The sequence below is a fragment of the Pseudonocardia sp. Ae505_Ps2 genome (genome assembly GCF_001932425.1).
Lineage (GTDB): Bacteria > Actinomycetota > Actinomycetes > Mycobacteriales > Pseudonocardiaceae > Pseudonocardia.
Genome location: NZ_MCIP01000001.1, coordinates 2,612,971 through 2,636,645, shown reverse-complemented (window position 1 = coordinate 2,636,645; position 23,675 = coordinate 2,612,971). Strand labels below are relative to the sequence as shown.

Below are 23,675 nucleotides of genomic sequence, written 5' to 3'. Positions count from 1 at the left end.
GGCCGCGGTGAGCGGGCCGGGCCGGACGAAGCGCGGCCCGTGGACGGGTCAGGCGCCGACGGTCAGGGAGGCGATCCGCTCGCGGGAGACGGCGACGTCGCCGTACTGGCCGGCGAGCCGCTTGGCGCGCTTGTAGAAGAAGTGCGCCTCGTGCTCCCAGGTGTAGCCGATGCCACCGTGGAACTGGATCATCGCCGCGGTCGTCTGGAGCGCCACGTCGCTGCTCTTGGCCTTGGCGACGGCGACGGCGAGCTCGGCGTCGTCGAGCCCGGTGTCCACCGCGTGCGCGGCGTAGAGCGCCGCGTGCTCGGCCATCGTGACCCCGACGTGCAGGTCGGCCAGCGCGTGCTTGAGCGCCTGGAACGACCCGACGGGCACACCGAACTGGGTGCGCTCGCGGTCGTAGGCGACGGTGCGGGTCAGCGCCTCGCGGGCGATGCCCACCAGGTCCGCGGCGACCAGCACGGTCGCCCGGTCGGTGAGCAGCCGCTGCAGCTCGACGGTGGTGCCGGGCAGCGCCTCGGCGGTCCCGCCGCTGCACGACGCGAGCCGGGTGGTGCCGTCGTAGCTGCCGACCGGCGACGCCGTGGCGCCGGTGACCAGCGCCAGCCCGGGCAGGCCGTCCTCGGCCGGCGCGACGACGACGTCGGCCAGGGCGCCGTACTCCACCACCGGCAGACCGGTCGCGGCGCTGCCCCGGGTGGTGAACGCGCCGACCGCCTCGCCCGCGGCGAGCTTCGGCAGCCAGGCCGCCTTCTGCTCGTCGGAGCCGGCGAGCCGGATCGCGTCGGCGGCCAGCACGGTGCCGCGCCACGGGCCGGGCGCGACGCCCGCCCCGAGCGCGCGGGCGATCACCTGGGCCTCGACCAGGCCGAGACCGAGGCCGTCGTGGTCCTCGTCGACGGTGACCGCGGTCCAACCCTGCTCGCCGGCCGCGCGCCACAGCGACGCCGGGTTGCCGTCGTCGGACGGGTTCTCGACGACCGTCCGCACGGCGGCGAGGTCGAACCGCTGCGCCAGGTAGTCGCGCACCGCGGCGCCGAACTCCTGCTGGTCGGAGGTGAGTGCGAAGAACATCGGTGGCTCCTCCTGCGGATCAGCGGGGCAGGCCGAGCACGCGCTCGGCGGTGACGTTGCGCTGCACCTGGGACGAGCCGCCCCAGATCGTGACCGAGCGCGACCACATGGCCTGGGCGTGCAGCGGACGCAGGTCGGTGCCGTCGGGCAGGGCGTCCAGCGTGGCGTCCTCGCCGAGGATCCGGTCGTAGACCTCCCAGAGGTCCTGGAACGCCTCGGACCACTGCAGCTTGGTCATCGACGCCTCGAAGCCGAGGTCGCGGCCCTGCTCGACCTGGGTGAGCACGTGCATCGAGTGCAGCCTCAGGCACTCCAGCTCGGTCAGGACGCGGGCCAGGTCGTCGCGGATCACCGGGTCGTCGGCACGGCCCAGCTTCCGCGCGACGGCGGCGATCTCGTCGTACTGACGACGGAACTCGGTGTACTGGGAGATGCCGGACGCGCCGCGCTCGAAGGACAGCAGCAGCATCGCGGTGCGCCAGCCGTCGCCGATCTCGCCGAGGCAGTCGGTGACCGGGACGCGGGCGTCGGCGAAGAACACCTCGCCGAACTCGCTGGCCCCGCTCATCTGGCGCAGCGGCCGCGCGGTGACGCCGGGCTGGTTCATGTCGATCAGCAGCATCGAGATGCCGCGGTGCTTCTCCGACCCGGCCTCGGTGCGGACCAGGGTGAAGATCTTGTCGCCGTGCACGGCGTTGGTGGTCCAGACCTTCTGTCCGTTGACGAGGAAGTCGTCGCCGTCGCGGACGCCCTTGGTGGACAGCGCGGCGAGGTCGGAGCCGGCGCCGGGCTCGGAGAAGCCCTGGCACCACACGACCTCGTTGCGCAGCAGCGGGCCGATGATCTCCTTCTTCTGCGCGTCGGTGCCGATCGCCATGACCGTCGGCGCGAGGAAGGTCAGGCCGAGCGGGTTGACCGTGCGCGGCGCCTGGGCGCGGACGGTCTCCTCGTCGTAGATGGCCTTCATGCCGGGGGTGCCGCCGCGACCGCCGTACTCGACGGGCCACTGGATGCCGGCGAACCCGGCGTCGGCCTTGTCCCGCTCCCAGTCGCGCCGCAGCCGGAAGCTCTCGGAGTCCTCCAGTGACTCCCAGAACCCGGGGCGGGTCCACTCGTCGGGGATGTGGGCGCGGAGCCAGGAGCGCAGTTCCTCGCGGAACTCCTCCTCGGCGGGGGTGAAGGTCAGGTCCATGGATGCACCCGTTCTGCGTGTGAGGTCGGCACTGTCCCGCCCCGGAGCCTTCCATACCCGCCGGTAACCTGCTTCCCACGGCGTGCCCGTGGCCGGTGGCGGTATGCGCGGAGTACCATTCCGGTATGCGCAGCGAGCGGGTGACGGTCACGCTGCCGGCCGAGCTGGTGGCAGAGGCGAGGGACGCGGTGTCCCGCGGATCGGCGGCGAGCCTGTCCGCCTACGTGGCGGAAGCCGTGCAGGCACGACAGGACCGGGACCGTTCCCTGGCCACCCTCGCGGAACTCTACGGCGGTCCCCCGCCGGCCGACGAGCTGGATGCCGCGCGCCGTTCGCTGCGCCCGGTTCCGCCCGTGGCCGTCGGCTGAGCCCGCGATGATCGGCGGACGCGTCCTCGATGCCTCGGCTCTGGCGGCCTTCGCGACCGGTCGTCCCGTCTACATGCGCGCCCTGGTGTGGGCCGCGGTGGAGGAGAACATCGTGCTCGCGGTGCCCAGCGCCGCCCTCGGCCGCGCCTGGTCGATGGTCGACGCCGAGCACCACGCCGCGTTGCAGGTCCTACTGGGCCTGCCGAACACCGTGATCCACGAGCTCTCCCCGGAGAGCGCCCAGGAGGCCGGGCTGCTGCTCGCCTCCCAGGGGCTCGACGACATCGTGACCGGCCAGGTCGTCACCGCCGCCCGGCGCCGGGGCTGGCCCGCGGTGACCGGGGACCCGGGGTCGCTGCGCAAGCTCGACCCGATGGTGCCGATCGAGGAGCTGCCCTGAGGGTGCTCAGGCACTCTCCTCACGCAGCCGGGCCCGCAGGCGCGCCAGCTCGTCGTCGGTGAGGCCGTTCTCCTGCAGCCAGCCGACCGGGCCGCCGTGGCGCTCGTCGAGCAGCCGCAGGAACTCGGCCATGACCTCGGCCCGCGGGCGGTGCCGGTCGAGCTCGTCGGCGGGCGGCATGGGCTCGCCGGAGGCGGTCGTCCACTTCTCGAACAGGGCGTCGATCCGGGTCGCGGACAGCGCGTAGTCGGCGGTGATCTCCTCCCGCGGCACCCCGACCGCGGCGCACACCAGCGCGACGAGCACCCCGGTGCGGTCCTTGCCCGCGGCACAGTGGACGACGGTCGTGCCGGAGTCCAGGGCCGCGATCCGGCGGACCCCGTCGACGACGTACTCCCCCCGGCCCTCCAGGTAGGCGAGGTAGTGGCCGAGCATCGGGTCGAGCGCCGCGTGGGCGTCCCCGGTCTCCGGCAGCGCGATGCCGGTCTCGGGGATGAAGCTGAGCCGGTGCACCGGCACCCCGGCGTCGGCGAGCGCACCGAGGCCGTAGGTCGTGCGCTCGCGGTCGGTGCGCAGGTCCAGCACCTGGACCACGCCCAGCTCGTCGGTGAGGTACGCGACGGCGGCCGGGCCCAGCCCCTCCAGGGACTCGGTGCGCAGCAGGACGCCGGTGCGGACGCGGCCCCCGCCGTCGAGCGGGAGGCCGCCGACGTCACGGGCGTTGGCGAGGCCGTCGACGGTCAACCAACGGTCCGGTACGAGATCGGTCACGACCCCAGGTTAGGCATCCCGGCCCGCCACGGCAGCGGTCGCGACCCAGGGTTCACCGGCCGTGCACCGGCGGGCGACGCAGCGCGGCGGGCAGCGTCCGGGCGCCGTCGCCGTACGCGGCGGCGGCGTCGTCGGGGTTGACCAGACGGCAGGTCGTCATCGACAGGCAGCCGCAGCCGATGCAGCCGTCGAGGCCGTCGCGCAGGGCGGTCAGCGCCTCGATCTGCTCGTCGAGCCTGCCGCGCCAGGACCGCGACAGCCGCGCCCAGTCCGACCGGGTCGGTGTGCGGTCGGCGGGGAGCGCGTCGAGGGCGGTACGGACCTCCTCCAGCCCGATCCCGATGGACCGGGCCGCCCGGACGAACGCGAGCCTGCGCAGCACACTGCGCCGGTAGCGGCGCTGGTTGCCCGAGGTCCGGGTCGCGGAGATCAGCCCCTCGCGCTCGTAGTAGCGCAGCGCCGAGTGCGGGAACCCGCTGCGCTCGACGATCTCCCCGATGGTCAACAGGTCGCCCGTGTCCATCCCCGTCCCCCGTCCGCCACCCCGCCGCGGCCGTCCCCGCGCGCCGCTCCGCGCACGGGGACGGCCCGTGAAAACCTTGAGCCAACTCTAGTATTGCGCCGTTCGTCGCCTGCCCGCCACCTGCGGAGACCACCGTCCGTCGGCCGGGTTGCACCGTCCATCGGGTTGCCTCGCGCACACGCTCAAGATCACGAAACCGGTGAACGGTGCCTGTCGCGCGGCGACCGACAACCCCGGTGCTGGACCCCCGGGGCGGGGGCCTCTACGGTTGTCCCCAGTCATCACGGCCCGATCACGAGCGGGCTGGAGCCGGACTCCCCGACCGGCTCACCCGGGACCCCCGACCCGGCCGTTCGTGCGCGGTGCCGTCCGTGATCTGAAAGGCGTTTCCTTGACCGGACACCGCTCCCCCGGTGGCCACCACGGGTTCCCCCGATCCGTGGCGACCACACCCGCAGCAACGGCCGCTGCGCCGTCCCTCCGCTCGCCGCGGCACGGTGGCCCCGCGCACGCCGCACGGCGTGCGGGCACCCGCACGGCCGCCACCGGCGCCGCGTTCGGCGTGCTCGCCTCCGGCGCGTTCGCCGCGATCGTCCCGACCACTCTGGACGGGACCTCCGCGCAGGCCGACGCCGAGGAGGGCGGCACCACCGCCGCGACGACGCTGGCCGCGTACTCCGCGAACATCCCGTCCGCCACGAAGGCCACCGACGGCTCGACCTCCGGCTTCTTCAGCCCGGTCTCCTTCGTCCAGTCGTCCGCCGCGTCGGGCACGCTGCAGTCCGCGGCCCCCGCCGCCGACGCCGACCTCGCGTCGCTGGGCAAGGCGCACGAGATCGCGACGAAGATCGCCGCCGAGCACGCCAAGGCCACCGCGGCCGAGCAGGCGCGCGCAGCCGAGAAGGCCCGGATCGACGCGATCGTCGCCAAGGGCGGGCTGGACGGCTGGATCGCCGAGGCCCTGGACCACATGGGGCTGTCCCAGTCCTACGCGGCCGGGCTCAAGCGGATCATCCTCAAGGAGTCCAACGGCAACCCCAACGCCATCAACAACTGGGACTCCAACGCCGCGGCCGGCAACCCGTCCGAGGGCCTCATGCAGGTCATCCCCTCGACGTTCGCGGCCTACGTGCACCCGGACTTCGCGGACCGGTCGATCACCGACCCGATCGCGAACATCACCGCGGGCGTCCGGTACATGATCGACCGCTACGGCATCGACACGCTCGACGCGGGTGGCCGGGTCGGCAGCCACGGCGGATACATCGGATACTGAGCGACACCCTGACCCATGACGGCGGTCACCGGGGGAACCCGGTGACCGCCGTCGTCGTTGAGCGGCCGGGACGTAAACTTTCCTTTACCCGACCGTGCCGAACGAGGAGCTGCCACTCGTGACGTCTCCCGGTGGAGCACCCGCCGCCCGCACCGGAACGACCGCCGGCGGTGCCACGCGTTCCCGGTTCCGTCCGGAGCTGCAGGGCCTGCGCGCCCTGGCGGTGCTGCTGGTGGTCGTCTACCACGTCTGGGTCGGCCGGGTCTCCGGCGGCGTCGACGTGTTCTTCCTGATCACCGGCTTCCTCATCACCGGTGGCCTGTACCGGGCCGCGGCGCGGGGCGGGATCGACGTGCTCGCCACCTGGCGACGGCAGTTCTCCCGGCTCCTGCCGGCGATGACGGTGGTCCTGACCGCGGGGGTGGTGGCCGGGTTCTGGCTGCTGCCGGAGAACCGGTGGATGCCGACCGTCCGGGAGACGGTCGCGTCGCTGCTGTTCCTGCAGAACTGGGAGCTGGCGCACAACTCGGTCGACTACGCGGCCCGCGACAACGCGGCGAGCATCGTCCAGCACTTCTGGTCGCTGTCCATCCAGGGCCAGTTCTACCTGCTCGCGCCGCTGGTCGTGGCCGGCGTCGCGATCGCGACCCGGCGGGACGGGGCCGACCTGCACCGCCGGCTCACCGGCACACTGCTCGCCGTCGGCGGGGCGTCGTTCGCGTACTCGGGGTACCTGACGCTGGTGAACCAGCCGCTGGCCTACTTCCACTCCGCGACGCGGATCTGGGAGTTCGCGCTCGGCGGGCTGCTGGCGCTGTGGATCTCCCGGATCGAGGACCGGCCGGAGCTGACCCCCGGCACCCGCGCCGTGCTCGGCTGGGGCGGCGTGGTCGCGCTGGTCTCCTGCGGGATCCTGCTGCAGGTGGACCGCGCGTTCCCCGGCTGGGCCGCGCTCTGGCCGACGCTGGCCGCGGCGATGGTGCTGGTCGCCGGGCGGTCCGGGCACCGGTTCGGCGTCGACCACCTGCTGTCGGGACGGGTGCTGCGCACGATCGGCGACCTCTCGTTCCCGCTGTACCTGTGGCACTGGCCGATCCTGACGCTCACGCTGGTGCGCACCGGGCAGGACCGACTGGACCTGGAGCAGGCGCCGCCGTGATCGCGGTGTCGTTCGTGCTGGCCTGGCTGACCCACCGGTTCGTCGAGCAGCGGGTCGCCGCGCTCGACGTACGCCGCGCGCTGCGCACCGGCGGGGTGCTGGCGCTGACGGTGCTCGTCGCCGCGGGGTCCTGGTACGGGCTGGCCACCGCGCGGGCGTCGACGCCGGTGCTGGCGGGCTCGCCGTCGCACCCTGGCGCGGGGGCGCTGTCCCCGCAGTTCGACCTCGCCTCGCTCGACCCGGCCGACGCCGAGCTGACCCCGTCGCTGGTGCAGGCGCCCGACGACTGGAGCTACCACGGCACCAGCTGGGACTGCGGGCCGTCCGAGCACGGCGCGGAGCTGGAGGTCTGCACGGTGCCCGCGCCGGACCCGGAGACCTCGGAGCGGACGGTCGCCGTGGTCGGCGACTCGCACGCCCAGCAGTACGCCGCCGCGCTCGCGGTGATCGCCGAGCAGCGCAACTGGTCGATGGTGGGCATGTTCCGCGGGGCCTGCCCGATGTCGGTGCGCTCGGAGACCGTCGCCGACGACCAGGGCTGCACCGACTGGAACGCCGCGGTGCACGACCAGCTGGTCGAGATGCACCCCGACGCCGTCCTGACCCTCGCCAGTCGCGACGTGCGTCCCGGGCTGCACGAGCAGACCCCCGAGGGGTTCGTGCAGGCCTGGCAGCGGCTCGACGCGGCCGGGATCCCGGTCGTCGCGGTCCGCGACAACCCGCGGTTCGACTTCAACGTGGTCGACTGCGTCGCCACGCAGGGCCGGGGCGCACCGGACTGCGACGTCGACCGGCACACGCTGTACCAGCCGTACCCGCCGTGGTCGGTGGTCCCGGGCGTCCCGCCGAACGTGGTGTTCGCCGACGTGTCCGACGGCATCTGCGACCCGGCGCTCTGCCGCAGCGAGGTGGGCAACGTGCTCGTCTACATGGACGACAACCACCTGACCGCGACCTACGCCGAGACCCTCGCCCCCACCCTGTCGACGGCCTTCGACCACCTCGGCTGGTGAGCCTCAGGCCGGGCGGAGGCTCCGCCCGGCCACCGAGACGACGTCGCCACGGCGGAGCTGGGCGCCACGACGGTGCTCCGGCGCCCCGTTGACGGTGACCTCGCGCGCATCGAGGATCTCGCGGGCGTCCGCGCCGTCCTCGGCCAGTCCGGCGAGCTTGAGGAACTGGCCGATCCGGATCGGCTCCTCACGGATGGGGACGTCCTCGGGGATCGGCTGTGGTGTCGACATGCACCCAGTGTCCCCGCCGTAGCATCACCCGGCGTGGGTGACCACTACTTCAGCGCCACGCCGTCCGTCGCGAGCCACCGCGGGTCGGTGCGCCTGCACACCTCCGACGTGGATCTGTCGCTGGTGACCGACACCGGGGTGTTCTCGCACAGCCGCCTCGACCGCGGGACGAAGGTGCTGCTCGACACCGCGCCGATGCCGCCGGTCCGCGGGCCGCTGCTCGACGTCGGCTGCGGCTACGGCCCCATCGCGCTCACGCTGGCCAGCCGGCGCCGTCGGCTGCCCGTGTGGGCGGTGGACCTCAACGAGCGCGCGCTGGGCCTCACCCGGGAGAACGCCGAGGCGGCCGGGCTGGGCAACGTGACCGCCTGCCGGCCCGAGGAGGTTCCCGACGACGTGACCTTCGCCGGGATCTACTCCAACCCCCCGATCCGCTCGGGCAAGGCCGCGCTGCACGAGCTGCTGCTGCGCTGGCTCCCGCGGCTCCTCCCCGACGGACGGGCCTACCTGGTGGTGGCGAAGAACCTGGGCTCGGACTCGCTGCAACGGTGGCTGAGCGACGAGCAGGGCTTCCCGACGACCCGGCTCGCCTCCGAGCGCGGCTATCGGGTGCTGGAGGTCGCACCGGCGCCCTGAGCGGGCGGGAGCAGACCGTCGACGAGCGCGTCGACGACGGCGTCGGTCGGGGTGTCCGGGTCGATGGACAGGGTCAGCCGGTCCAGGAGCAGGCCGTCGACCGCGTAGTGGAACAGCGCGATCTCCGCGGGCCCGCCGGGCAGCCCCGCGGCCCGGTTGTAGGCGACGTCGCCGGCGAACGCCGCGCGCAGCCACTCCCCCATGACCTCGGCGACCTCCGGCCGCCGGGCGGCCTCCAGGCGCAGCTCGAACAGCGCCAGCGTCACCTCGGGTTCGGCGCCGAGCCGGCGCACGACGTCGCGGATGTGGTCGGCGAACATCGCAGGCCCCGCCTCCCCCGCCCGCAGCCCGGCGACGGTCTCCGGGTCCGGCGCCAGCCGCTGCCCGATCCGGTCGGCCAGCGCACGGACGAGCTCGGCGCGGGTCCGGAAGTAGTTCGACGCCGTGCCGGTCGGGACACCGGCCTCCCGGTCCAGCGCGCGGTGGGTCAGCCCCCGGGCGCCCTCGCGGGCCAGCACGGCCAGCCCGGCGTCGGCCAGCCGCTGCCTGCGGTCGTCGTTGCGTGCCATACGGGCACCGTAGACGAACCACGACGCCTGTTGTACTTTCGATCAACCACGACAGCAGTCGTGGTTGATCGACCCCGGAGGTCTGCCCGTGCGTGAGCTCGTCTACTACGTCGCGGTGTCGCTCGACGGCCGCATCGCGGCCCCCGACGACACCTTCGACGCCTTCCCGCAGACCGGCGACCACATCGACATGATCCTGCGCGACTGGACCGACACGATCCCGGCCGTCGGGCTGGAGATGCTCGGGCTGACCGCGGACAACACCCGCTTCGACACCGTGCTGATGGGGTGGAACACCTATGCCGCAGGCCTGTCGGTCACCGTCGACCCGTATCCGCACCTGGAGCAGTACGTCCTGTCCCGCAGCCGCCCCGCCGACGCGGTGCCCGCCGGGATCACCCTGACCGGGCGCGACCCGGTGGAGCTCGTCCGCGAGCTGAGACGCCGCGACGGCGCCGACATCTGGCTCTGCGGGGGCGGGCGGCTCGCGACCGCGCTGGCGGGCGAGATCGACCGGCTGGTGCTCAAGATGAACCCGGTCGTCCTCGGGGCGGGCAAGTCCCTGTTCGACGACGCCGGCGGGTACCACCCGCGGTCCTGGGAGCTGGTGCGGTCGACGCCGTACCGCTCGGGCGTGGTCGTCGCCGAGTACGCGCGGACCCCCTGACAGGACGAAGGCCCCCGGGGTGTCCCCGGGGGCCTTCGTGAGTGGTAGCGGGGGCAGGATTCGAACCTGCGACCTCTGGGTTATGAGCCCAGCGAGCTACCGAGCTGCTCCACCCCGCGCCGTCCGGGACCGCGTGCGGTCCCGTCTGTGTTGTCTCACCTCTGTGGTGTGTCCCCACCGTACACCGGACGTTCACCGGCCCCTCGGGGGGGTCGGTTCCGGTGTCCGGGGACCTCGCAACGACGAAGGCCCCCGAGGTGTCCTCGGGGGCCTTCGTGAGTGGTAGCGGGGGCAGGATTCGAACCTGCGACCTCTGGGTTATGAGCCCAGCGAGCTACCGAGCTGCTCCACCCCGCGCCGAACGGAACCGCGTGCATTCCGTCTGTGTTGTAGGCACAACCCTACACGCCGGGCCGGACCCCACCCGCAGGGGGGTCCGGCCCGACGAGGACCAGCCGCGATCAGCCGCCGGCGCTCTGGAACGCCGCGACCGCACGGTCCAGCGCCGCCAGCGCCTCGCCCTGCTTGGCGAAGTCACCGGACCGCTGGGCCGCCTTGAGGTCGTTCAACGCCGTGCGGATCTGCTGTGCCGCGGTCGCCTGCGCCGCATTGGGTGCCGCCGGGGTCTGGGCGCCCTGACCGTTCGGCGTGGTCGGGGTCGTGGGCGTCGTCGGCCGGCCGGGCTGCCCGGTCGTCGGGGCGGCTCCGCCGGCGGCGGCACCGGCGCCGGCGCCGAACACCTCGTCGAGAGCCCGGGACAGGCTCGCGTCGTAGCCGAGCCGGTCGCCGTAGAACACCAGGACGCGGGCCAGCTGCGGGTAGGTCGAGTTGTCCTGCCCGCCCGCACGCTCGATGTAGACCGGCTCGACGTAGAGCAGACCACCGGCCACCGGCAGCGTCAGCAGGTTGCCGTAGTCGATCGTGGTCTGGTTCTGCCGTAGCAGGTTCAGCTCCGACGACACCTCGGGCGAGCCGAGGAACCGGGCCTGGACCTGCTGCGGGCCGAGCGTCTGGGTCTCGTTCGGCAGCTGCAGCACGGTCAGCTTCCCGTAGGTGTCGGGGTCCGAGCTGGCCGAGACGTAGGAGGCGAGGAACTGCCGCCGCAGGCTGACCAGCGCACTGGTCAGCTGGAACGACGCGCCCTCCTGCCCCGGCAGCCCCGCGTAGATGTAGTACGGGGGCTGCGCGGCCTGGCTGCCGCCGTTGCCGCCCTGCACGGTCGGGTCGGACGGGACGTCCCAGAACGACACGGTGGAGAAGAACTCGTTCGGGTCGTCGACGTGGTAGCGGGTCAGCAGCTCACGCTGGACCTTGAACTGGTCCTCCGGGTAGCGCAGGTGGGCCTGCAGGTCCGGGGTGATCGCCGAGCGCGGCTCGACCGTGCCCGGGAACGCCTTCTCCCAGGTCTGCAGGACCGGGTCGGTCTCGTCGAAGGCGTAGAGCTTCACGGTGCCGTCGTAGGCGTCGACGGTGGCCTTCACCGAGTTGCGCAGGTAGCTGATCGTGTCGTTCGGCAGCTGCTGGCCGTTCGGCCCGAGCCGCGAGTCCGACGTGGCGTCACCCAGCTGCACGCGCTCGGCGTAGGGGAAGTTCTGCAGCGTGGTGTAGCCGTCGATGATCCACTGCACCCGCCCGTCGACGACGGCCGGATACGGGTCGTTGTCCAGCGTCAGCCACGGGGCCACCGCCTGCACGCGGTCCCGCGGGTTCCGGACGTACATGATCTTCGAGTCGGCGTTGATCGAGTTGTTGAACAGGATGTTCCGCTCGCCGTAGGCCAGCGCGAACACCGTGCGGTTGAACAGCCCGCCGATCGGGACGCCGCCGGCCCCGGTGTAGGTGTACTGCGCCTCGTCGGAGTCGTACTCCCGCGGCGGGGTGCCCGGCTCGGCGCCGACGATCGAGTACTGGTTGTCGAGCAGCTCGCCGTAGTAGATGCGGGGCTGCTGGACGGGCACGAAGCCCTGCTGCTGGGTGTCGGAGACCTGGAAGTTCGGCAGGCCGCCGGAGCCGCCCGCGTCCTCCAGCGCCTCGTTCACCTGGTTCGCCGGCGCGGCCACGATCCCGTTGCCGTGGGTGTAGACCAGGTGCCGGTTGATCCAGTCCTGCTGATTGTTGACCAGGCCGTTGGCGTTCATCTCGCGCGCCGCGACGATGTAGTCGCGGGTCTGGCCGCCGACGGTGTAGCGGTCGATGTCCAGGTTGGGCGAGAACCCGTAGAAGTTCCGTCGCTGCTGGAGCTGGGTGAACGTGCGGTTGAGCTTGCCCGGGTCGAGCAGCCGGATGTTGGGGATGGTGTCGGTGTCGGCCCGGACCTGGGCCGGTGTGGCCTCCGACGTGCCCGCGTAGGGCGTGATGTCGACCTTGTCCGGCCCGATGCCGAAGGCGTCCCGGGTCGCCGCGATGTTGCGTTCGATCGACGGGGCCTCGTTGACGTTCGCGTTGGGTGCGACGACGAACTGCTGCAGCACCAGCGGGAACGCCGTTCCGACCAGGATCGAGGACACGACGAGCATGACCACGGCGACGGCCGGGATCTGCAGGTTCTGGCGGAACGCCGCGACGAAGAACGCCAGCGCACAGATCACCGCGATGACCAGCAGGATCAGCTTGGCGGGCAGGACCGCGTTGAGGTCGGTGTAGGTGGCGCCGTAGAACGTCTGCGCGTTCCGGTTGGACCACAGCAGGTCGTAGCGGTCGAACCAGTAGGCGACGGCCTTGAGCAGCACGAACACCCCGGCGAGCACGGCGAGCTGGGCCCGCGCGGCGGTGGAGACGAAGCCGGAGCGGCCCGACAGCCGGATGCCGCCGAAGATGTAGTGGGTCACCAGCGCGAGCACGAAGCAGATCGCGACGGCGACGAACAACCAGTTCAGGCTCATCCGCAGGAACGGCAGGGTGAAGGCGTAGAACCCGATGTCGTTGCCGAACTCGGGATCGGCCCGGCCGAACGGGGTGCCGTGCAGGAACATCTGCACGGTCTCCCACTGCGCCGGCGCCGCGAGACCGGCGATCAGCCCGATCACGACCGGCACGCCGACGGCGAACAGGCGCAGGCGCTGGATGATCGTGGTCCGGTAGCGCGCGACCGGGTCCTCGGGGCCGGACACCGGCACGAAGACCGGGCGGTACCGGTAGGCCAGCCACAGCGTCAGCGCGACCAGACCACCCACCACCAGGGCCACGACCCCGAAGAGCACGATCTGGGTGAACAGCCGGGTGAGCTGGACGCTCCGGAAACCGACCTCGCCGAACCACAGGTAGTCGACGTAGAAGTTCAACAGCCGCGAGCCACCGAGCAGAAGCACTACGAGGACGCCCGCGGCGACCAGCAGGATCCGGGTTCGGCGGGTCAGCGACGGCGCTCCCACAGGGGGCCGCATGGACGACACGGGCACACTCCACAGTTCGGGTACGACACGTGGAGAGCGCGGCCGGCTGGGGTGACGGCACGGTTCTCCGAGGGCAACTGTACGGAGGTTCGGTGAAGTCGCCGTCGGGCCCCGGCGTGTCGGGACGAAAACGACACATCGGGCAGCTCGGCACCGGCACCCCGACCCGCATCGTCGCAGGACGGACCGGGGTCGGGCGCACCCCCGCCGTCGCACGATCGTAGGGTTCCGTCCCGTGGGCGTTCGATCTTCGACGTGGGTGACCGCGGTCCTCGTGCTGCTGGCCCTCACCGCGGTCGGGACGGTGGTCCCCGCGCCGGTCGTCGCCCTCGGGCCCGGGCCCACGTTCGACACCCTCGGCGAGGTGGACGGCACGCCCGTGGTGTCGGCGGAGGGGCTGCCGACCTACCCGACGACCGGGCACCTGAACATGACCACCGTCGGCGTCACCGACGGGATCTCGACGCTGCGGGCCCTGGGCATGTGGGCCTCGGGCACCTACCGGCTCGCGCCGCGCTGGTCGCTGTACCCGCCCGGCGAGTCCACCGAGCAGGTCACGCAGGCCAACCAGCAGGAGTTCGACGGCTCGATCGCGAACGCCGAGGCCGCGGCGCTGAACCACCTCCACCTGCCGACCCGGGTCACGGTCGGCGCGCTGACCCCCGGCTCGCCGTCGGCGGGGGTGCTGGAGCCGGGCGACGAGATCCGCGCCGTCGGCGCGACCCCGGTGACCTCGGTCCAGGGGCTGCTCGACGCGATGGGCGCCGCACGCCCCGGGGAGCCGGTCACGCTCACGATCCGGCGCGGGGACGCCGCGCCGAGCCGGGTCACCGTCACCCCGGCCGCCCACCCGGACGACCCGGCGCGGGCCTTCCTGGGCATCACCCCGGCCACCTCGCCCGCCGAGGGGCAGAAGCTGACCATCTCCCTGGGCGACGTCGGCGGCCCCTCGGCCGGCCTCATGTTCAGTCTGGCGCTGGTCGACAAGCTGACCCCGGGCCCGCTGACCGGCGGCCGGTTCGGCGCCGGCACCGGCACCATCGACGCGGAGGGCCGGGTCGGCCCGATCAGCGGCATCCGGTTCAAGATGCTGAAGGCCCGCGAGGTCGGCGCGCAGACGTTCCTGGTGCCGGCCGCGAACTGCGCCGAGGCCGCCGAGGACGCACCCGACGGGCTGCAGCTGGTGCGGGTCGGGACCCTCGACGAGGCGGTCGGCGCGCTGACCACCCTCGACACCGGCGGTACGCCCGCCGGATGCTCCTAGTTCCCCGGTCCGCCCGCAGCGAACACGGCCCCACCAGGCCCGATCCACCGGCCGTGGGGCGGCGACCACCCCCCCCCGGCCCCGCGTACGGTGGACGCCATGAGCGACGTCCCCTTCGGCTTCGGCCCCGCCGACCGTGACCCCGACCGCGAGCCCGGCGACCAGCCCGACTCGGGTTCCGGCGACGCCTCCGGCAAGGACGGGGGTGCGTCGGGCACGGGTGGGAAGGGTGAGCCCGAGGGCCCGAAGGACCCGTTCGGCTTCGGGTCGCACCCGCAGTCCGACGACCCCTCGGGGCCGTCCAGCGGCGCGGGCCAGAACCCGTTCGCGGCGTTCGGCATGGGCGGGCTCCCCGGCATGCCGGGCATTCCCGGCGGCGGCCAGTTCGACATGAGCCAGCTCGGCCAGATGCTGTCCCAGCTCGGCCAGATGCTCTCCAGCAGCGGCTCCGGCGACGGTGGGCCCGTCGACTACGACCTCGCCGCCCAGATCGCCACCCAGCAGCTCGCGCAGTCGACGTCGTCGCTCACCGACGCCCAGCGCAGCGGGGTCGCCGAGGCCGTGAAGCTCGCGGAGCTGTGGCTCGACCCGGCGACGTCGTTCCCCTCCTCCGGCGGCGAGGTGAAGGCCTGGACGCCCTCGGACTGGGTGCGGGCCGGGATGCCGACCTGGAAGCGGCTCTGCGACCCGGTGGCGACGCGGCTGTCCTCGGCCTGGGTCGAGGGACTGCCCGAGGAGGTCCGCGGCGCGGCCGGCCCGATGCTGGGGATGCTCGGCAAGATGGGCGGGATGGCGTTCGGCAGCCAGCTGGGCCAGGGCCTGGCCCAGCTCGGCAAGGAGGTGCTGACCTCCACCGACCTCGGCATCCCGGTCGGCCCGGAGCGCACGTCGGCCCTGCTGCCCGAGGCCGTCGCCCGGTTCACCGAGGGCCTGGACCGCCCGGCCGGCGAGGTCACGCTCTTCCTCGCCGCGCGCGAGGCCGCCCACCAGCGGCTGTTCACCCACGTGCACTGGCTGCGCGAGCGGCTGCTCGGCGCCGTCGAGGAGTACGCCCGCGGCATCACCGTGGACACCTCACGTATCGAGGAGCTCGCCCGCGGGATCGACCCGTCGAACCCGGAGTCGATCCAGGAGGCCATGCAGTCCGGCATGTTCGAGCCGGAGGACACCCCGGCGCAGAAGGCGGCGCTGGCCCGGCTCGAGACCCTGCTCGCCCTGATCGAGGGCTGGGTGGACACCGTCGTCGCCGAGGCCCTGTCCGAGCGCCTGCCCGGGGCCGAAGCGATGCGCGAGACGATGCGTCGCCGTCGCGCCTCGGGCGGACCCGCGGAGCAGGCGTTCGCGACGATCGTCGGGCTGGAGCTGCGGCCGCGGAAGCTGCGGGCCGCGGCGGACCTGTGGAAGCTCCTGGGCGCCGAGCGCGGCGTCGAGGGTCGCGACGCCGTCTGGGCCCACCCCGACCTGATCCCGTCGGCCGACGACCTGGACGACCCGGCCGCCTTCGTGCGCGGCGGCACGGCCGGCGGGGCCGTCCCGGACGACCCGATCGCCGAGCTCGAGCGCCAGATGGCGGCCGACGCGGAGAAGGACGCGGAGAAGGACGCGGAGAAGGACGCGGAGAAGGACGCGGAGAAGGCCGAGTCGTCCGGCACCTCGTCGGACACCTCGTCCTCGGGCACCTCGGACTCGTCCGGGTCGTCGGAGAAGCCCTCCTCGGAGGACACCGACGGCACCGACGGCGAGGACGGGTCGGGCCGGTCGGGCTCCTGAGCCCGGCTCAGGTCCCGGTCGCGCGGACCGGCTCCACCCCGGGGCCGGTCCCGCCGAACCCGCCGACCTCTCCGTCCGTGTCGGCGGACCCGTCGGTCTCGTCGGCGGTGGCCGGGTCGCCGTCGACACCGCTGATGCCGAGTTCGGCGGCGGCGTTGAGGCCCTCCAGGTAGCCGATGGCCCGCTCGGTGCGCGGGTAGCGGCGCACCCAGGACCAGAAGACGTCGTCGTGCGCGGCGGACAGCAGGTGGGCCAGCTCGTGCACCAGCACGTAGTCGACGACCCAGCCCGGTGCGTCCCGCAGGCGTTCGCTGATCCGGATGGTGGCGTCGTCGGGGGTGCAGGATGCCCAGCGCGTGCGCATCACCGGCACCCACCGGATCGACGACGGCCGCGCCCGCCCCTCCAGCCAGCGCTTCGACAGCTCCTGGCCGCGGCGCATCAGGGCCTCGTCGTTGTCGCGGCCCGGTGAGCGGCGACGTGCCTCGCTCGCCTCGACCCGCTTCACCATCTCCGCGACCCAGTCGCGTTCCTGCTCGGGGGACATCCAGCCCGGGATGAACACGACGAGCCGCTCCCCCTCCCGCCGGGCACTCACCATGCGCTTCCGGCGGGCGCTGCGTCGGACCTCTACCGGGGGACTCGCCATGGCTCCAGGGTAGGCCGCCGCGGTTCGCGGGTGCGAACGGTGCGGACGCGTTCCGGCCCCGTCGCCACGCGGACCGGGCACCGTGGCCAGGGTGACCGGACTGCCCCCACGGCTCGCGCTCGCCGCCCACCTCGCCGTCCTCCCCACCGGGCCGCGGTCCCGCCGGATCGGGTCCGGCCCACCGCGGGCCCGGCTGCTGGAGGAGCTGTCCCCCGCCGCCGTCGCCGCGCTGGACCGGCTCGTCGACGGGCCGTGTGCGACCGGCGCGCTCACCCGGGGCGACGACGAGGTCGCGGTGCTGCTCGCCGTCCTGTGGCGGGCGGGGCTGCTCGCCGACCCCGATGTCGAGGACCGGGTCCGGCGGCGCCGGGAGGGCACGCTCGTCGAGGTCCGCGGCGCGGACGCACTCGCCGTGGCGGTCGTCGCCGGGCTGGCCCGGGCCGGGATCGGACAGCTGTACCCGCAGGTGCACGGCGTGACGGGCGCCGACGACGTCCTGGCCGGGCTGCCGGTGGGGCCGGGCCGGGACCGCGAGGTCGAGCTACGCGCCTTCCTGCGCGACGCGGGCGTCGGCACCGATCCGCCCCGGCGGGTCCCCGCGGACCTGGTGGTGCTCGTCGGCGACGGGCCGCTGCCGCCGGAGTCGCCGATGGAGCATCTGTTCGTGGCCCTGCGCGACGGCTGCGGCGCGGTCGGGCCGCTCGTCCTGCCCGGCCGCGGGCCGTGTCCCGACTGCGCCGGGGCGCCCGGCACGGCCGGGGTGCCGTCGTCGGCGGCACCGCACGTGCTGGTCGCGACGGCGGCGGTGGCGGTCGGTCAGGTGCTCGCCGCCGTCGACGGGCCGGTGCGCGGCGGGGCGCCGCCCGCGTCGTGGGGAGCGGTACTGGAGGTCGGCGCGGAGGCGGCGACGGTCGTCACCCGACCGGGGTTCCGACGCCCCGGCTGCCCCTGCGGCGCAGCGGCCGGGCCGGTACCGGACGGTGCGTCGGGGCCCACCGCGCCGTGCGGGACCACCCCGGCCGGGTGGACAATCATGGTGTGAGCGACATTCCCCGACGGACCGTCTCGCGCACCGCCAAGCTCGCCGGCCTCCCGCTCGGCGTCGCCGGACGTGCCGCGGCAGGATTCGGGCGCCGTCTCACCGGTGGTGACCGCGACGAGATCGCCGCCCAGCTCGCGGCCAAGAGCGCCGAGCAGCTGTTCGAGGTGCTCGGCGAGCTCAAGGGCGGAGCGATGAAGTTCGGGCAGGCGCTGAGCGTGTTCGAGGCGGCCGTGCCCGACGAGTACGCCGAGCCCTACCGCGAGGCACTCACCAAGCTGCAGGCCGCGGCGCCGCCGATGCCCATGGCCGACGTCGACTACATGCTCACCCAGCAGTTCGGGCGGTCGTGGCGGTCCCGGTTCGCCGACTTCGACGAGACCCCTGCCGCCTCGGCCAGCATCGGCCAGGTGCACCGCGCGGTCTGGAAGCGCGACGGTCGCGACGTCGCCGTCAAGGTGCAGTACCCCGGCGCCGAGGAGGCGCTGCGCTCCGACCTGCGCCAGCTCGGGCGGATGAGCCGCATCCTGCAGCCGCTGGTCCCCGGGATGGAGATCAAGCCGCTGGTCGCGGAGCTCAAGGACCGCATGGAGGAGGAGCTCGACTACCGCGACGAGGCCGCCTACCAGTGCGAGTTCGCCGCGTTCTACGAGGACGACCCGGACGTGAAGATCCCCCGCGTCGTCGGGTCCGCACCCAAGGCCGTCATCACCGAGTGGGTGCAGGGCCGTCCGCTGGCCTCGATCATCCGTGACGGCACCCGCGAGGAGCGCGACCACGCGGGCAACCAGCTGGCCCGTTTCCACTACTCCGCGCCGGACCGCGCGCACCTGCTGCACGCCGACCCGCACCCCGGCAACTTCGGGATCCTCGACGACGGCCGCCTGCTCGTCCTCGACTTCGGTGCCGTCGCCCGGATGCCCGACGGCATGCCGCCCGAGCTGGTCACGATGACCAAGTACGCGCTCGAGAGGCGCAGCGGCGACCTGATGGCCCTGATGCGCTCGGCCGGGTTCGTCCGCGACGGCGCCCGGATCGAGTCCGAGCAGATCCTCGGCTACCTCGCACCCTTCACCGAGCCGCTGGGGACCGAGGAGTTCCACTTCAGCCGCCGGTGGATCCAGCAGCAGGCCGAGCGGGTCGGTGACCTCCGCAGCCCGGAGGCGGCCATCGGCCGGTCGCTGAACCTGCCCCCGCGGTTCCTGCTGGTGCACCGGGTGACGATGGGGACCGTCGGCATCCTGTGCCAGCTCGACTCCCACGTGCGGCTGCGAGAGATCGTCGCCGAGTGGCAGCCGGAGATGTTCGAGCCGGACGCCCCGACGGGCTGACCCCTCCCCTCGCTCCACCGGTCCTCCGGGCAGGGGTGTGCTGTCGTCGCTTTGCTCTGCTCACCGATACGCAGCACTGCAGGTGAGCGCCGTCTCCGGGTTCGTCGCGGAGGCGGGGACGCCCGGTCGAGCACGGCCCGGCCGGGCCGCCACCACTGCGCGCTCGACGGGTTCTCCCGGCGCGTCGACCAGGTGCCACCCCGACGACTCGGCAGCCAGTTCGCTCGGACCGGACGGCCGCGCCATCACCCGATTGACATACCGATGGTATGCTGAACTCGCTCACATACCGACGGTACGCAAAGAGGGTGCACCGTGCTCCACAGCTGCTACCCGGTCCTCGCGACGGCCGACCTCCCGGCCGCCCGCGCGTTCTGGACCGGGCCGATGGGATTCGAGAGCGTCTTCGACGCCGACTGGTACGTCAGCCTCCGGCGCGGGCGCTTCGAGCTCGCCCTGCTCGACCGGGACCATCCGACGATCCCGGCGGCGTACCGCGGCCGGTCGGCCGGCGGGATGCTGGTGAACATGGAGGTCGACGACGTCGACGCCGAATGGGACCGCCTCGTCGTCCGCGGCGGTCTGGAGGCCCTGCTCCCGGTGCGGGACGAGGCCTTCGGACAGCGGCACTTCATCGTCGCCGGGCCGGACGGGGTGCTGGTCGACGTGATCACCGAGATCGCCCCGTCGCCGGAGTTCGCCGACGCCTTCTCCGGCTCGCAGGCCCCCTGAGCTGCGGTGCTGCGTATCGGTGAGCAGAGCACAGCGACGAGCAGGCACCCTCCCACCCGCGGCACGGCAGGTCCCGGACACGACGGTGCCCCGCCCGGACGCAAGTCCGGACGGGGCACCGAGGGGTCGGCCGCAGATCAGCCGGCGCGCAGCCGCGCCCGCTCGGCTCGGGAGGCGGCCCAGGCCGCGATCCAGGACCAGCCGCGGCCCGCGGTGATCCGGCGCGCGAGCCGGTGCTCGGCCGCCACCCGTTGCGCTTCCTGCTGATGGGATCTCGCCAACGCTTCCTGGATGAGCGTCATCACGTTCTCCTGGTTCACGAGGTGGGACGAACGGTCGGTGTGGGACGTCGGTCGCACGGCCGGTGCCGGCTTCAGGTCGTTCATGTCGGTCTCCTCGGGTCTGGTGGTTCGGCGGTGCCGCGGTGCGGGTCGCGCCGGTGGTGCTGTGGTCAGCGGCTCGCGGCCAGGGCCAGTGCCCGGTCGCGCTCCAGGTCGGCCTTGCGGGGACGCCCCCTCGGGCGCTTGCGCGGGATCACCCGACCGTGGTCGAAGATCTCGCCTCCCCACACGCCCCACGGCTCGGCACGCTCCAGCGCGCCGTCCAGGCAGGCCTGCCGGAGCGGGCAGCCGCCGCAGCGGGACTTGGCCTCCTCCAGCTCGGCCGGGGCCTCGGCGAACCACAGGTCGGCGTCGCCGTTGCGGCAGGGCAGGGCCGAGCCGCGGCCGGACGGCCCGCTCGGCACCGACCGGAGCCGCACCTGGTCGGGTCCAACGCCGGCGCCGGACTGCTCGGTGATCATTCCGCCGTCACACGGAACGGATCGCACGTACACGATCGACCTCCTCGATCGAACTTCTCTGCTACAGGTCAGGACCGGTCTGCTCAGGGTGTGTCATCTCTCGGGACGGAACCTGGGACAAAAAAATCGGGGCCGCGGAACCCGTGTGCGTGGGTTCCGCGGCCCCGATGGGACTCGCTGGGTGCTGAGGAGGTCAGGTACCCCCTCGGCGCCCGGGAACGAACGCAGCTGTGCACTTGTCATCGAAGATCGGGCCGGCGACCGCGACCGACATGCCGCCCTGCGGGTACACCTCACCCGTGGAACGGGGCGTCGACGGCGCGAGCAGCGCCACCCCCTGCTGACGACGACGGACGCCGGACTCCGCGGTGACCGCGATGCCCGCGTGAGCGACGTCGTGCGCGACGACGGTCTGCTCCGGGACGCACACCGGGGCCGGAACGGACAGGGCGGTGCCGATCAGGTCGGTCGTGTTGATCGTGCCCATCTCGTCACCTCCTCCGGTTCCGCCCGCGGTCTCCCGCGCGACGCGTCTGTGTCGGGAGCGTGGCGCTCCACCTGGTGCCGACGACACTAGAAGTGCTGCACACGGCACGGCAACCGATTATTCGAAGTCTCGCCGGAAGTTCACGCAGATCCCTACCGAAGAGGGGGTCTCGCCCCCTCCGCCTCGTGCTCGGCGAGCACCCGGAGCACCTCGTCGCCGTAGCGGTCCAGCTTGGCGGCGCCGATCCCCGGGATGCCGACCAGGGCCGACGGGCCGGCCGGCCGCTGCTCTGCGATCGCGGTGAGCGTGGCGTCGGTGAGCACGACGAAACCGGGCACGTCCTGCGCCTTCGCCTCCGCCGCCCGCCACTGCTTCAGGCGGTCCAGCAGCTCCAGGTCCACATCGGACGGGCAGTCGTCGCAGCGGAGGAGCTTGGTGGCGGTGGTGCCGAACAGCGGCGTCCCGCAGACGCGGCACTTGGGCCGGGCGCCCCCGGGGCGGCGCTCGCCGGCCACCCGGGACGCGGGATGCGAGTCCGGGATCAGTCCGTAGAGGAACCGCGAGCGGCGTCGCTTCGGTCCGCGACCGGAGGCCCGGGACAGCGACCACGACATCGACAGCACCCGCCGGGCGCGGGTGACTCCGACGTAGAACAGCCGGCGTTCCTCCTCGACGGCGGCCTCGTCGTCACCCGCGTGGCCGATGGGGAGGGTGCCGTCGGCGAGCCCGACGAGGAACACCGCGTCCCACTCCAGGCCCTTCGCCGCGTGCAGCGACGCCAGCGTGACGCCGTTGACGACCGGCGCCTGCGCGTGGTCGGCGCGGGTCTCCAGCTCCACGCACAGCCGGTGCAGGTCGGCCTGCGGCTCGACCGCGGCGAGCTCCTCGGCGACGCCGACCAGCGCCAGCAGCGACTCCCACTGCGCGCGCAGGGTGGCACCCTTCGGCGGCTCGTCGGTCAGCCCGGCGCGCGCGGTCAGCACCGCGCGGGTGACGTCGACGAGGTCGGTGCCCGGCCGCTGGTCCGGCGCCGCGGTGCGTAACGCGAGCATCGCCCGGCGGATCTCGGGCCGGTTGAAGAACCGCTCGCCGCCGCGGATCTGGTAGGGCACCCCGGCGTCGGACAGGGCCTGCTCGAACGCCTCGGACTGGGCGTTGATCCGGAAGAGCACCGCGATCTCCGACGGCTCGGTGCCATCGTTGATCAGGGTCAGGATCCGGCCCGCGACGGCGGCGGCCTCCCCTGCCTCGTCCTCGTGCTCGGAGAAGTCCGGGTCGGGCCCCGGCGGGAGCTGCCCGACGAGCTGCAGCCGGGACCCGGCGGGCCGGTTGCGGGCCGCGCCGATCAGCTGGTTCGCGCAGCCGACGATCTGCGGGGTGGAGCGGTAGTCGCGCTGCAGGCGCACGACGGCGGCGTCGGGGAAGCGGCGCGGGAACTCCAGCAGGTAGCGGGGTGAGGCACCGGCGAAGGTGTAGATCGTCTGGTTGGCGTCGCCGACGACGGTCAGGTCGTCGCGGTCGCCGAGCCAGGCGTCGAGCAGGCGCTGCTGCAGCGGGGTCACGTCCTGGTACTCGTCGACGACGAAGCACCGGTAGCGCGACCGGAACTCCTCGGCGACGCCGCCGTGCTCCTCCAGCGCGATCGCCGTGTGCAGGAGCAGGTCGTCGAAGTCGAGCTGCTCGCTCGCGTTCTTCAGCTCCTCGTACGCGGCGTAGACGGCGGCCACCTGCTCGGCCGGGCCGGGCGTGTCGCGACGGCGGCGGGCGGCCTCGGCCGCGTAGTCCGACGGGGCGACCAGCGTGGACTTCGCCCACTCGATCTCGGAGGCGAGGTCGCGCAGCGCGTCGGAGTCGGTGCCGGCCCGGGCGCGGGCGGCGGCCTGGCCGACGAGCCGCAGCTTGCCGTCGAGCAGTGGCCACGGGCTGCCACCGACCATCTGCGGCCAGAAGTAGCGCAGCTGACGCAGCGCGGCGGCGTGGAACGTCCGGGCCTGCACCCCGGACGCGTCCAGGGCACGCAGCCGGGTGCGCAGCTCCCCCGCGGCCCGGGCGGTGAAGGTGACGGCCAGTACCTGGCCGGCGGCGACGTGGCCCGAGGTCACCAGGTGCGCGATCCGCCGGGTGATCGTGCGGGTCTTGCCGGTGCCCGCCCCCGCGAGGACGCACACCGGGCCACGCGGTGCGTACACCGCGGCCCGCTGCTCGGGGTCCAGGCCGTCCGCGCCGACCGGGGCCGCCGGGTCCGGCACGGCGCGGGTCGCACGGGCGGGGCGGGCGGCGGATCGGGACGGCACCCACCCATCCTGACACCCACCCCCGACGGTCAC

24 protein-coding genes and 2 tRNA genes are annotated in these 23,675 nt (G+C 73.4%); 12 read left to right on the top strand and 14 right to left on the bottom strand.

Annotated features, from left to right (window positions below):
* Positions 1–48: 48 nt before the first annotated feature.
* Together Ae505Ps2_RS12680 and Ae505Ps2_RS12675 are read right to left on the bottom strand one after the other, a co-directional pair.
* On the bottom strand, positions 49–1,077 hold the full coding sequence (locus Ae505Ps2_RS12680; RefSeq protein WP_075333016.1) for an acyl-CoA dehydrogenase family protein: 1,029 nt from the start codon (positions 1,075–1,077) through the stop codon (positions 49–51).
* Between the two features lie 19 nt (positions 1,078–1,096).
* The gene (locus Ae505Ps2_RS12675) at positions 1,097–2,269 is read right to left on the bottom strand and encodes an acyl-CoA dehydrogenase family protein (protein ID WP_075553642.1); all 1,173 of its coding nucleotides are present in this window, start codon (positions 2,267–2,269) and stop codon (positions 1,097–1,099) included.
* A gap of 125 nt (positions 2,270–2,394) precedes the next feature.
* Between Ae505Ps2_RS12675 and Ae505Ps2_RS12670 the strand changes: the two genes are divergently transcribed.
* Both Ae505Ps2_RS12670 and Ae505Ps2_RS12665 read left to right on the top strand, forming a co-directional pair.
* A complete protein-coding gene (locus tag Ae505Ps2_RS12670; protein ID WP_075308066.1) occupies positions 2,395–2,637 on the top strand; it encodes a hypothetical protein in 243 nt (80 codons plus the stop codon).
* A gap of 7 nt (positions 2,638–2,644) precedes the next feature.
* Positions 2,645–3,037 (top strand): hypothetical protein, encoded by a 393-nt coding sequence (locus Ae505Ps2_RS12665; protein WP_020621779.1) that lies wholly within the window; start codon positions 2,645–2,647, stop codon positions 3,035–3,037.
* A gap of 6 nt (positions 3,038–3,043) precedes the next feature.
* On the opposite strand, the gene Ae505Ps2_RS12660 is transcribed toward Ae505Ps2_RS12665, so the two are convergent.
* Both Ae505Ps2_RS12660 and soxR read right to left on the bottom strand, forming a co-directional pair.
* On the bottom strand, positions 3,044–3,808 hold the full coding sequence (locus tag Ae505Ps2_RS12660) for a tyrosine-protein phosphatase (RefSeq protein ID WP_060713116.1): 765 nt from the start codon (positions 3,806–3,808) through the stop codon (positions 3,044–3,046).
* Between the two features lie 52 nt (positions 3,809–3,860).
* Entirely contained in the window at positions 3,861–4,331 is a 471-nt protein-coding gene (soxR, locus tag Ae505Ps2_RS12655; RefSeq protein ID WP_020621777.1) for a redox-sensitive transcriptional activator SoxR, read from the bottom strand.
* 439 nt (positions 4,332–4,770) lie between these two features.
* On the opposite strand from soxR, the gene Ae505Ps2_RS33380 reads away from it, so the two are divergent.
* The 3 genes from Ae505Ps2_RS33380 to Ae505Ps2_RS33370 all read left to right on the top strand — a co-directional run bounded on the left by Ae505Ps2_RS33380 (position 4,771) and on the right by Ae505Ps2_RS33370 (position 7,779).
* The gene (locus Ae505Ps2_RS33380) at positions 4,771–5,607 is read left to right on the top strand and encodes a transglycosylase SLT domain-containing protein (RefSeq protein ID WP_084786261.1); all 837 of its coding nucleotides are present in this window, start codon (positions 4,771–4,773) and stop codon (positions 5,605–5,607) included.
* A gap of 118 nt (positions 5,608–5,725) precedes the next feature.
* Positions 5,726–6,766, top strand: a complete 1,041-nt coding sequence (locus Ae505Ps2_RS33375) for an acyltransferase (RefSeq protein ID WP_233147430.1) — start codon at positions 5,726–5,728, stop codon at positions 6,764–6,766.
* Positions 6,763–7,779, top strand: a complete 1,017-nt coding sequence (locus Ae505Ps2_RS33370) for an SGNH hydrolase domain-containing protein (RefSeq protein WP_233147429.1) — start codon at positions 6,763–6,765, stop codon at positions 7,777–7,779. Before Ae505Ps2_RS33375 ends, Ae505Ps2_RS33370 begins: the two co-directional genes overlap by 4 nt.
* Positions 7,780–7,782: 3 nt before the next feature.
* On the opposite strand, the gene Ae505Ps2_RS12640 is transcribed toward Ae505Ps2_RS33370, so the two are convergent.
* A complete protein-coding gene (locus Ae505Ps2_RS12640; RefSeq protein ID WP_075553641.1) occupies positions 7,783–8,010 on the bottom strand; it encodes an RNA-binding S4 domain-containing protein in 228 nt (75 codons plus the stop codon).
* A gap of 33 nt (positions 8,011–8,043) precedes the next feature.
* On the opposite strand from Ae505Ps2_RS12640, the gene Ae505Ps2_RS12635 reads away from it, so the two are divergent.
* Positions 8,044–8,646 (top strand): methyltransferase, encoded by a 603-nt coding sequence (locus tag Ae505Ps2_RS12635; RefSeq protein WP_020621771.1) that lies wholly within the window; start codon positions 8,044–8,046, stop codon positions 8,644–8,646.
* Here the strand turns inward: Ae505Ps2_RS12635 and Ae505Ps2_RS12630 are convergent.
* Positions 8,613–9,215 (bottom strand): TetR family transcriptional regulator, encoded by a 603-nt coding sequence (locus Ae505Ps2_RS12630; protein ID WP_075308072.1) that lies wholly within the window; start codon positions 9,213–9,215, stop codon positions 8,613–8,615. The two genes, Ae505Ps2_RS12635 and Ae505Ps2_RS12630, sit on opposite strands and share 34 nt — an antisense overlap.
* Positions 9,216–9,303: 88 nt before the next feature.
* On the opposite strand from Ae505Ps2_RS12630, the gene Ae505Ps2_RS12625 reads away from it, so the two are divergent.
* Positions 9,304–9,882 (top strand): dihydrofolate reductase family protein, encoded by a 579-nt coding sequence (locus Ae505Ps2_RS12625; RefSeq protein ID WP_075308074.1) that lies wholly within the window; start codon positions 9,304–9,306, stop codon positions 9,880–9,882.
* A gap of 42 nt (positions 9,883–9,924) precedes the next feature.
* Here the strand turns inward: Ae505Ps2_RS12625 and Ae505Ps2_RS12620 are convergent.
* The 3 genes from Ae505Ps2_RS12620 to Ae505Ps2_RS12610 all read right to left on the bottom strand — a co-directional run bounded on the left by Ae505Ps2_RS12620 (position 9,925) and on the right by Ae505Ps2_RS12610 (position 13,265).
* Positions 9,925–10,001 (bottom strand) — tRNA-Met (locus tag Ae505Ps2_RS12620).
* 161 nt (positions 10,002–10,162) lie between these two features.
* Positions 10,163–10,239, bottom strand: a tRNA-Met gene (locus Ae505Ps2_RS12615).
* Positions 10,240–10,343: 104 nt separating this feature from the next.
* Positions 10,344–13,265, bottom strand: a complete 2,922-nt coding sequence (locus Ae505Ps2_RS12610; RefSeq protein WP_075554223.1) for a UPF0182 family protein — start codon at positions 13,263–13,265, stop codon at positions 10,344–10,346.
* A 268-nt stretch (positions 13,266–13,533) separates the two neighbouring features.
* Here Ae505Ps2_RS12610 and Ae505Ps2_RS12605 point away from each other — a divergent pair, with 268 nt between their 5' ends.
* Positions 13,534–14,538, top strand: a complete 1,005-nt coding sequence (locus Ae505Ps2_RS12605) for a PDZ domain-containing protein (protein WP_084786260.1) — start codon at positions 13,534–13,536, stop codon at positions 14,536–14,538.
* Positions 14,539–14,637: 99 nt separating this feature from the next.
* Entirely contained in the window at positions 14,638–16,308 is a 1,671-nt protein-coding gene (locus tag Ae505Ps2_RS12600; RefSeq protein WP_075553639.1) for a zinc-dependent metalloprotease, read from the top strand.
* Positions 16,309–16,315: 7 nt separating this feature from the next.
* Here Ae505Ps2_RS12600 and Ae505Ps2_RS12595 read toward each other — a convergent pair whose 3' ends face one another.
* Entirely contained in the window at positions 16,316–16,957 is a 642-nt protein-coding gene (locus tag Ae505Ps2_RS12595; protein WP_083695603.1) for a YgjP-like metallopeptidase domain-containing protein, read from the bottom strand.
* Between the two features lie 91 nt (positions 16,958–17,048).
* Between Ae505Ps2_RS12595 and Ae505Ps2_RS12590 the strand changes: the two genes are divergently transcribed.
* From Ae505Ps2_RS12590 to Ae505Ps2_RS12580, 3 genes are all read left to right on the top strand, one after another.
* Positions 17,049–17,999, top strand: coding sequence for a hypothetical protein (locus Ae505Ps2_RS12590; protein WP_075308082.1), 951 nt, complete (start codon positions 17,049–17,051; stop codon positions 17,997–17,999).
* Positions 17,996–19,327: an AarF/UbiB family protein gene (locus tag Ae505Ps2_RS12585; protein WP_075553638.1), complete on the top strand. Its 1,332-nt coding sequence runs from the start codon at positions 17,996–17,998 to the stop codon at positions 19,325–19,327. The genes Ae505Ps2_RS12590 and Ae505Ps2_RS12585 overlap by 4 nt, the downstream gene beginning before the upstream one ends.
* A gap of 315 nt (positions 19,328–19,642) precedes the next feature.
* Positions 19,643–20,059, top strand: a complete 417-nt coding sequence (locus Ae505Ps2_RS12580) for a VOC family protein (RefSeq protein WP_075308084.1) — start codon at positions 19,643–19,645, stop codon at positions 20,057–20,059.
* A 137-nt stretch (positions 20,060–20,196) separates the two neighbouring features.
* Here Ae505Ps2_RS12580 and Ae505Ps2_RS12575 read toward each other — a convergent pair whose 3' ends face one another.
* The 4 genes from Ae505Ps2_RS12575 to Ae505Ps2_RS12560 all read right to left on the bottom strand — a co-directional run bounded on the left by Ae505Ps2_RS12575 (position 20,197) and on the right by Ae505Ps2_RS12560 (position 23,597).
* On the bottom strand, positions 20,197–20,445 hold the full coding sequence (locus tag Ae505Ps2_RS12575; protein ID WP_020621761.1) for a hypothetical protein: 249 nt from the start codon (positions 20,443–20,445) through the stop codon (positions 20,197–20,199).
* 65 nt (positions 20,446–20,510) lie between these two features.
* On the bottom strand, positions 20,511–20,861 hold the full coding sequence (locus tag Ae505Ps2_RS12570; protein ID WP_020621760.1) for a WhiB family transcriptional regulator: 351 nt from the start codon (positions 20,859–20,861) through the stop codon (positions 20,511–20,513).
* 193 nt (positions 20,862–21,054) lie between these two features.
* Positions 21,055–21,348, bottom strand: a complete 294-nt coding sequence (locus tag Ae505Ps2_RS12565) for a hypothetical protein (RefSeq protein ID WP_020621759.1) — start codon at positions 21,346–21,348, stop codon at positions 21,055–21,057.
* A gap of 152 nt (positions 21,349–21,500) precedes the next feature.
* Positions 21,501–23,597 carry an ATP-dependent DNA helicase UvrD2 gene (locus Ae505Ps2_RS12560; protein ID WP_075312306.1) on the bottom strand — a complete coding sequence of 699 codons (2,097 nt, stop codon included), beginning with the start codon at positions 23,595–23,597 and terminating at the stop codon, positions 21,501–21,503.
* Positions 23,598–23,675: the final 78 nt, after the last annotated feature.

What these genes read in the sequence shown, in the direction of transcription:
- Ae505Ps2_RS12680 (WP_075333016.1), bottom strand. Translation starts at nt 1,077, where the DNA reads ATGTTCTTCGCACTCACCTCCGACCAGCAGGAGTTCGGCGCCGCGGTG.
- Ae505Ps2_RS12675 (WP_075553642.1), bottom strand. Translation starts at nt 2,269, where the DNA reads ATGGACCTGACCTTCACCCCCGCCGAGGAGGAGTTCCGCGAGGAACTG.
- Ae505Ps2_RS12670 (WP_075308066.1), top strand. Translation starts at nt 2,395, where the DNA reads ATGCGCAGCGAGCGGGTGACGGTCACGCTGCCGGCCGAGCTGGTGGCA.
- Ae505Ps2_RS12665 (WP_020621779.1), top strand. Translation starts at nt 2,645, where the DNA reads ATGATCGGCGGACGCGTCCTCGATGCCTCGGCTCTGGCGGCCTTCGCG.
- soxR (WP_020621777.1), bottom strand. Translation starts at nt 4,331, where the DNA reads ATGGACACGGGCGACCTGTTGACCATCGGGGAGATCGTCGAGCGCAGC.
- Ae505Ps2_RS12640 (WP_075553641.1), bottom strand. Translation starts at nt 8,010, where the DNA reads ATGTCGACACCACAGCCGATCCCCGAGGACGTCCCCATCCGTGAGGAG.
- Ae505Ps2_RS12630 (WP_075308072.1), bottom strand. Translation starts at nt 9,215, where the DNA reads ATGGCACGCAACGACGACCGCAGGCAGCGGCTGGCCGACGCCGGGCTG.
- Ae505Ps2_RS12610 (WP_075554223.1), bottom strand. Translation starts at nt 13,265, where the DNA reads ATGCGGCCCCCTGTGGGAGCGCCGTCGCTGACCCGCCGAACCCGGATC.
- Ae505Ps2_RS12600 (WP_075553639.1), top strand. Translation starts at nt 14,638, where the DNA reads ATGAGCGACGTCCCCTTCGGCTTCGGCCCCGCCGACCGTGACCCCGAC.
- Ae505Ps2_RS12595 (WP_083695603.1), bottom strand. Translation starts at nt 16,957, where the DNA reads ATGGCGAGTCCCCCGGTAGAGGTCCGACGCAGCGCCCGCCGGAAGCGC.
- Ae505Ps2_RS12575 (WP_020621761.1), bottom strand. Translation starts at nt 20,445, where the DNA reads ATGAACGACCTGAAGCCGGCACCGGCCGTGCGACCGACGTCCCACACC.
- Ae505Ps2_RS12570 (WP_020621760.1), bottom strand. Translation starts at nt 20,861, where the DNA reads ATGATCACCGAGCAGTCCGGCGCCGGCGTTGGACCCGACCAGGTGCGG.
- Ae505Ps2_RS12565 (WP_020621759.1), bottom strand. Translation starts at nt 21,348, where the DNA reads ATGGGCACGATCAACACGACCGACCTGATCGGCACCGCCCTGTCCGTT.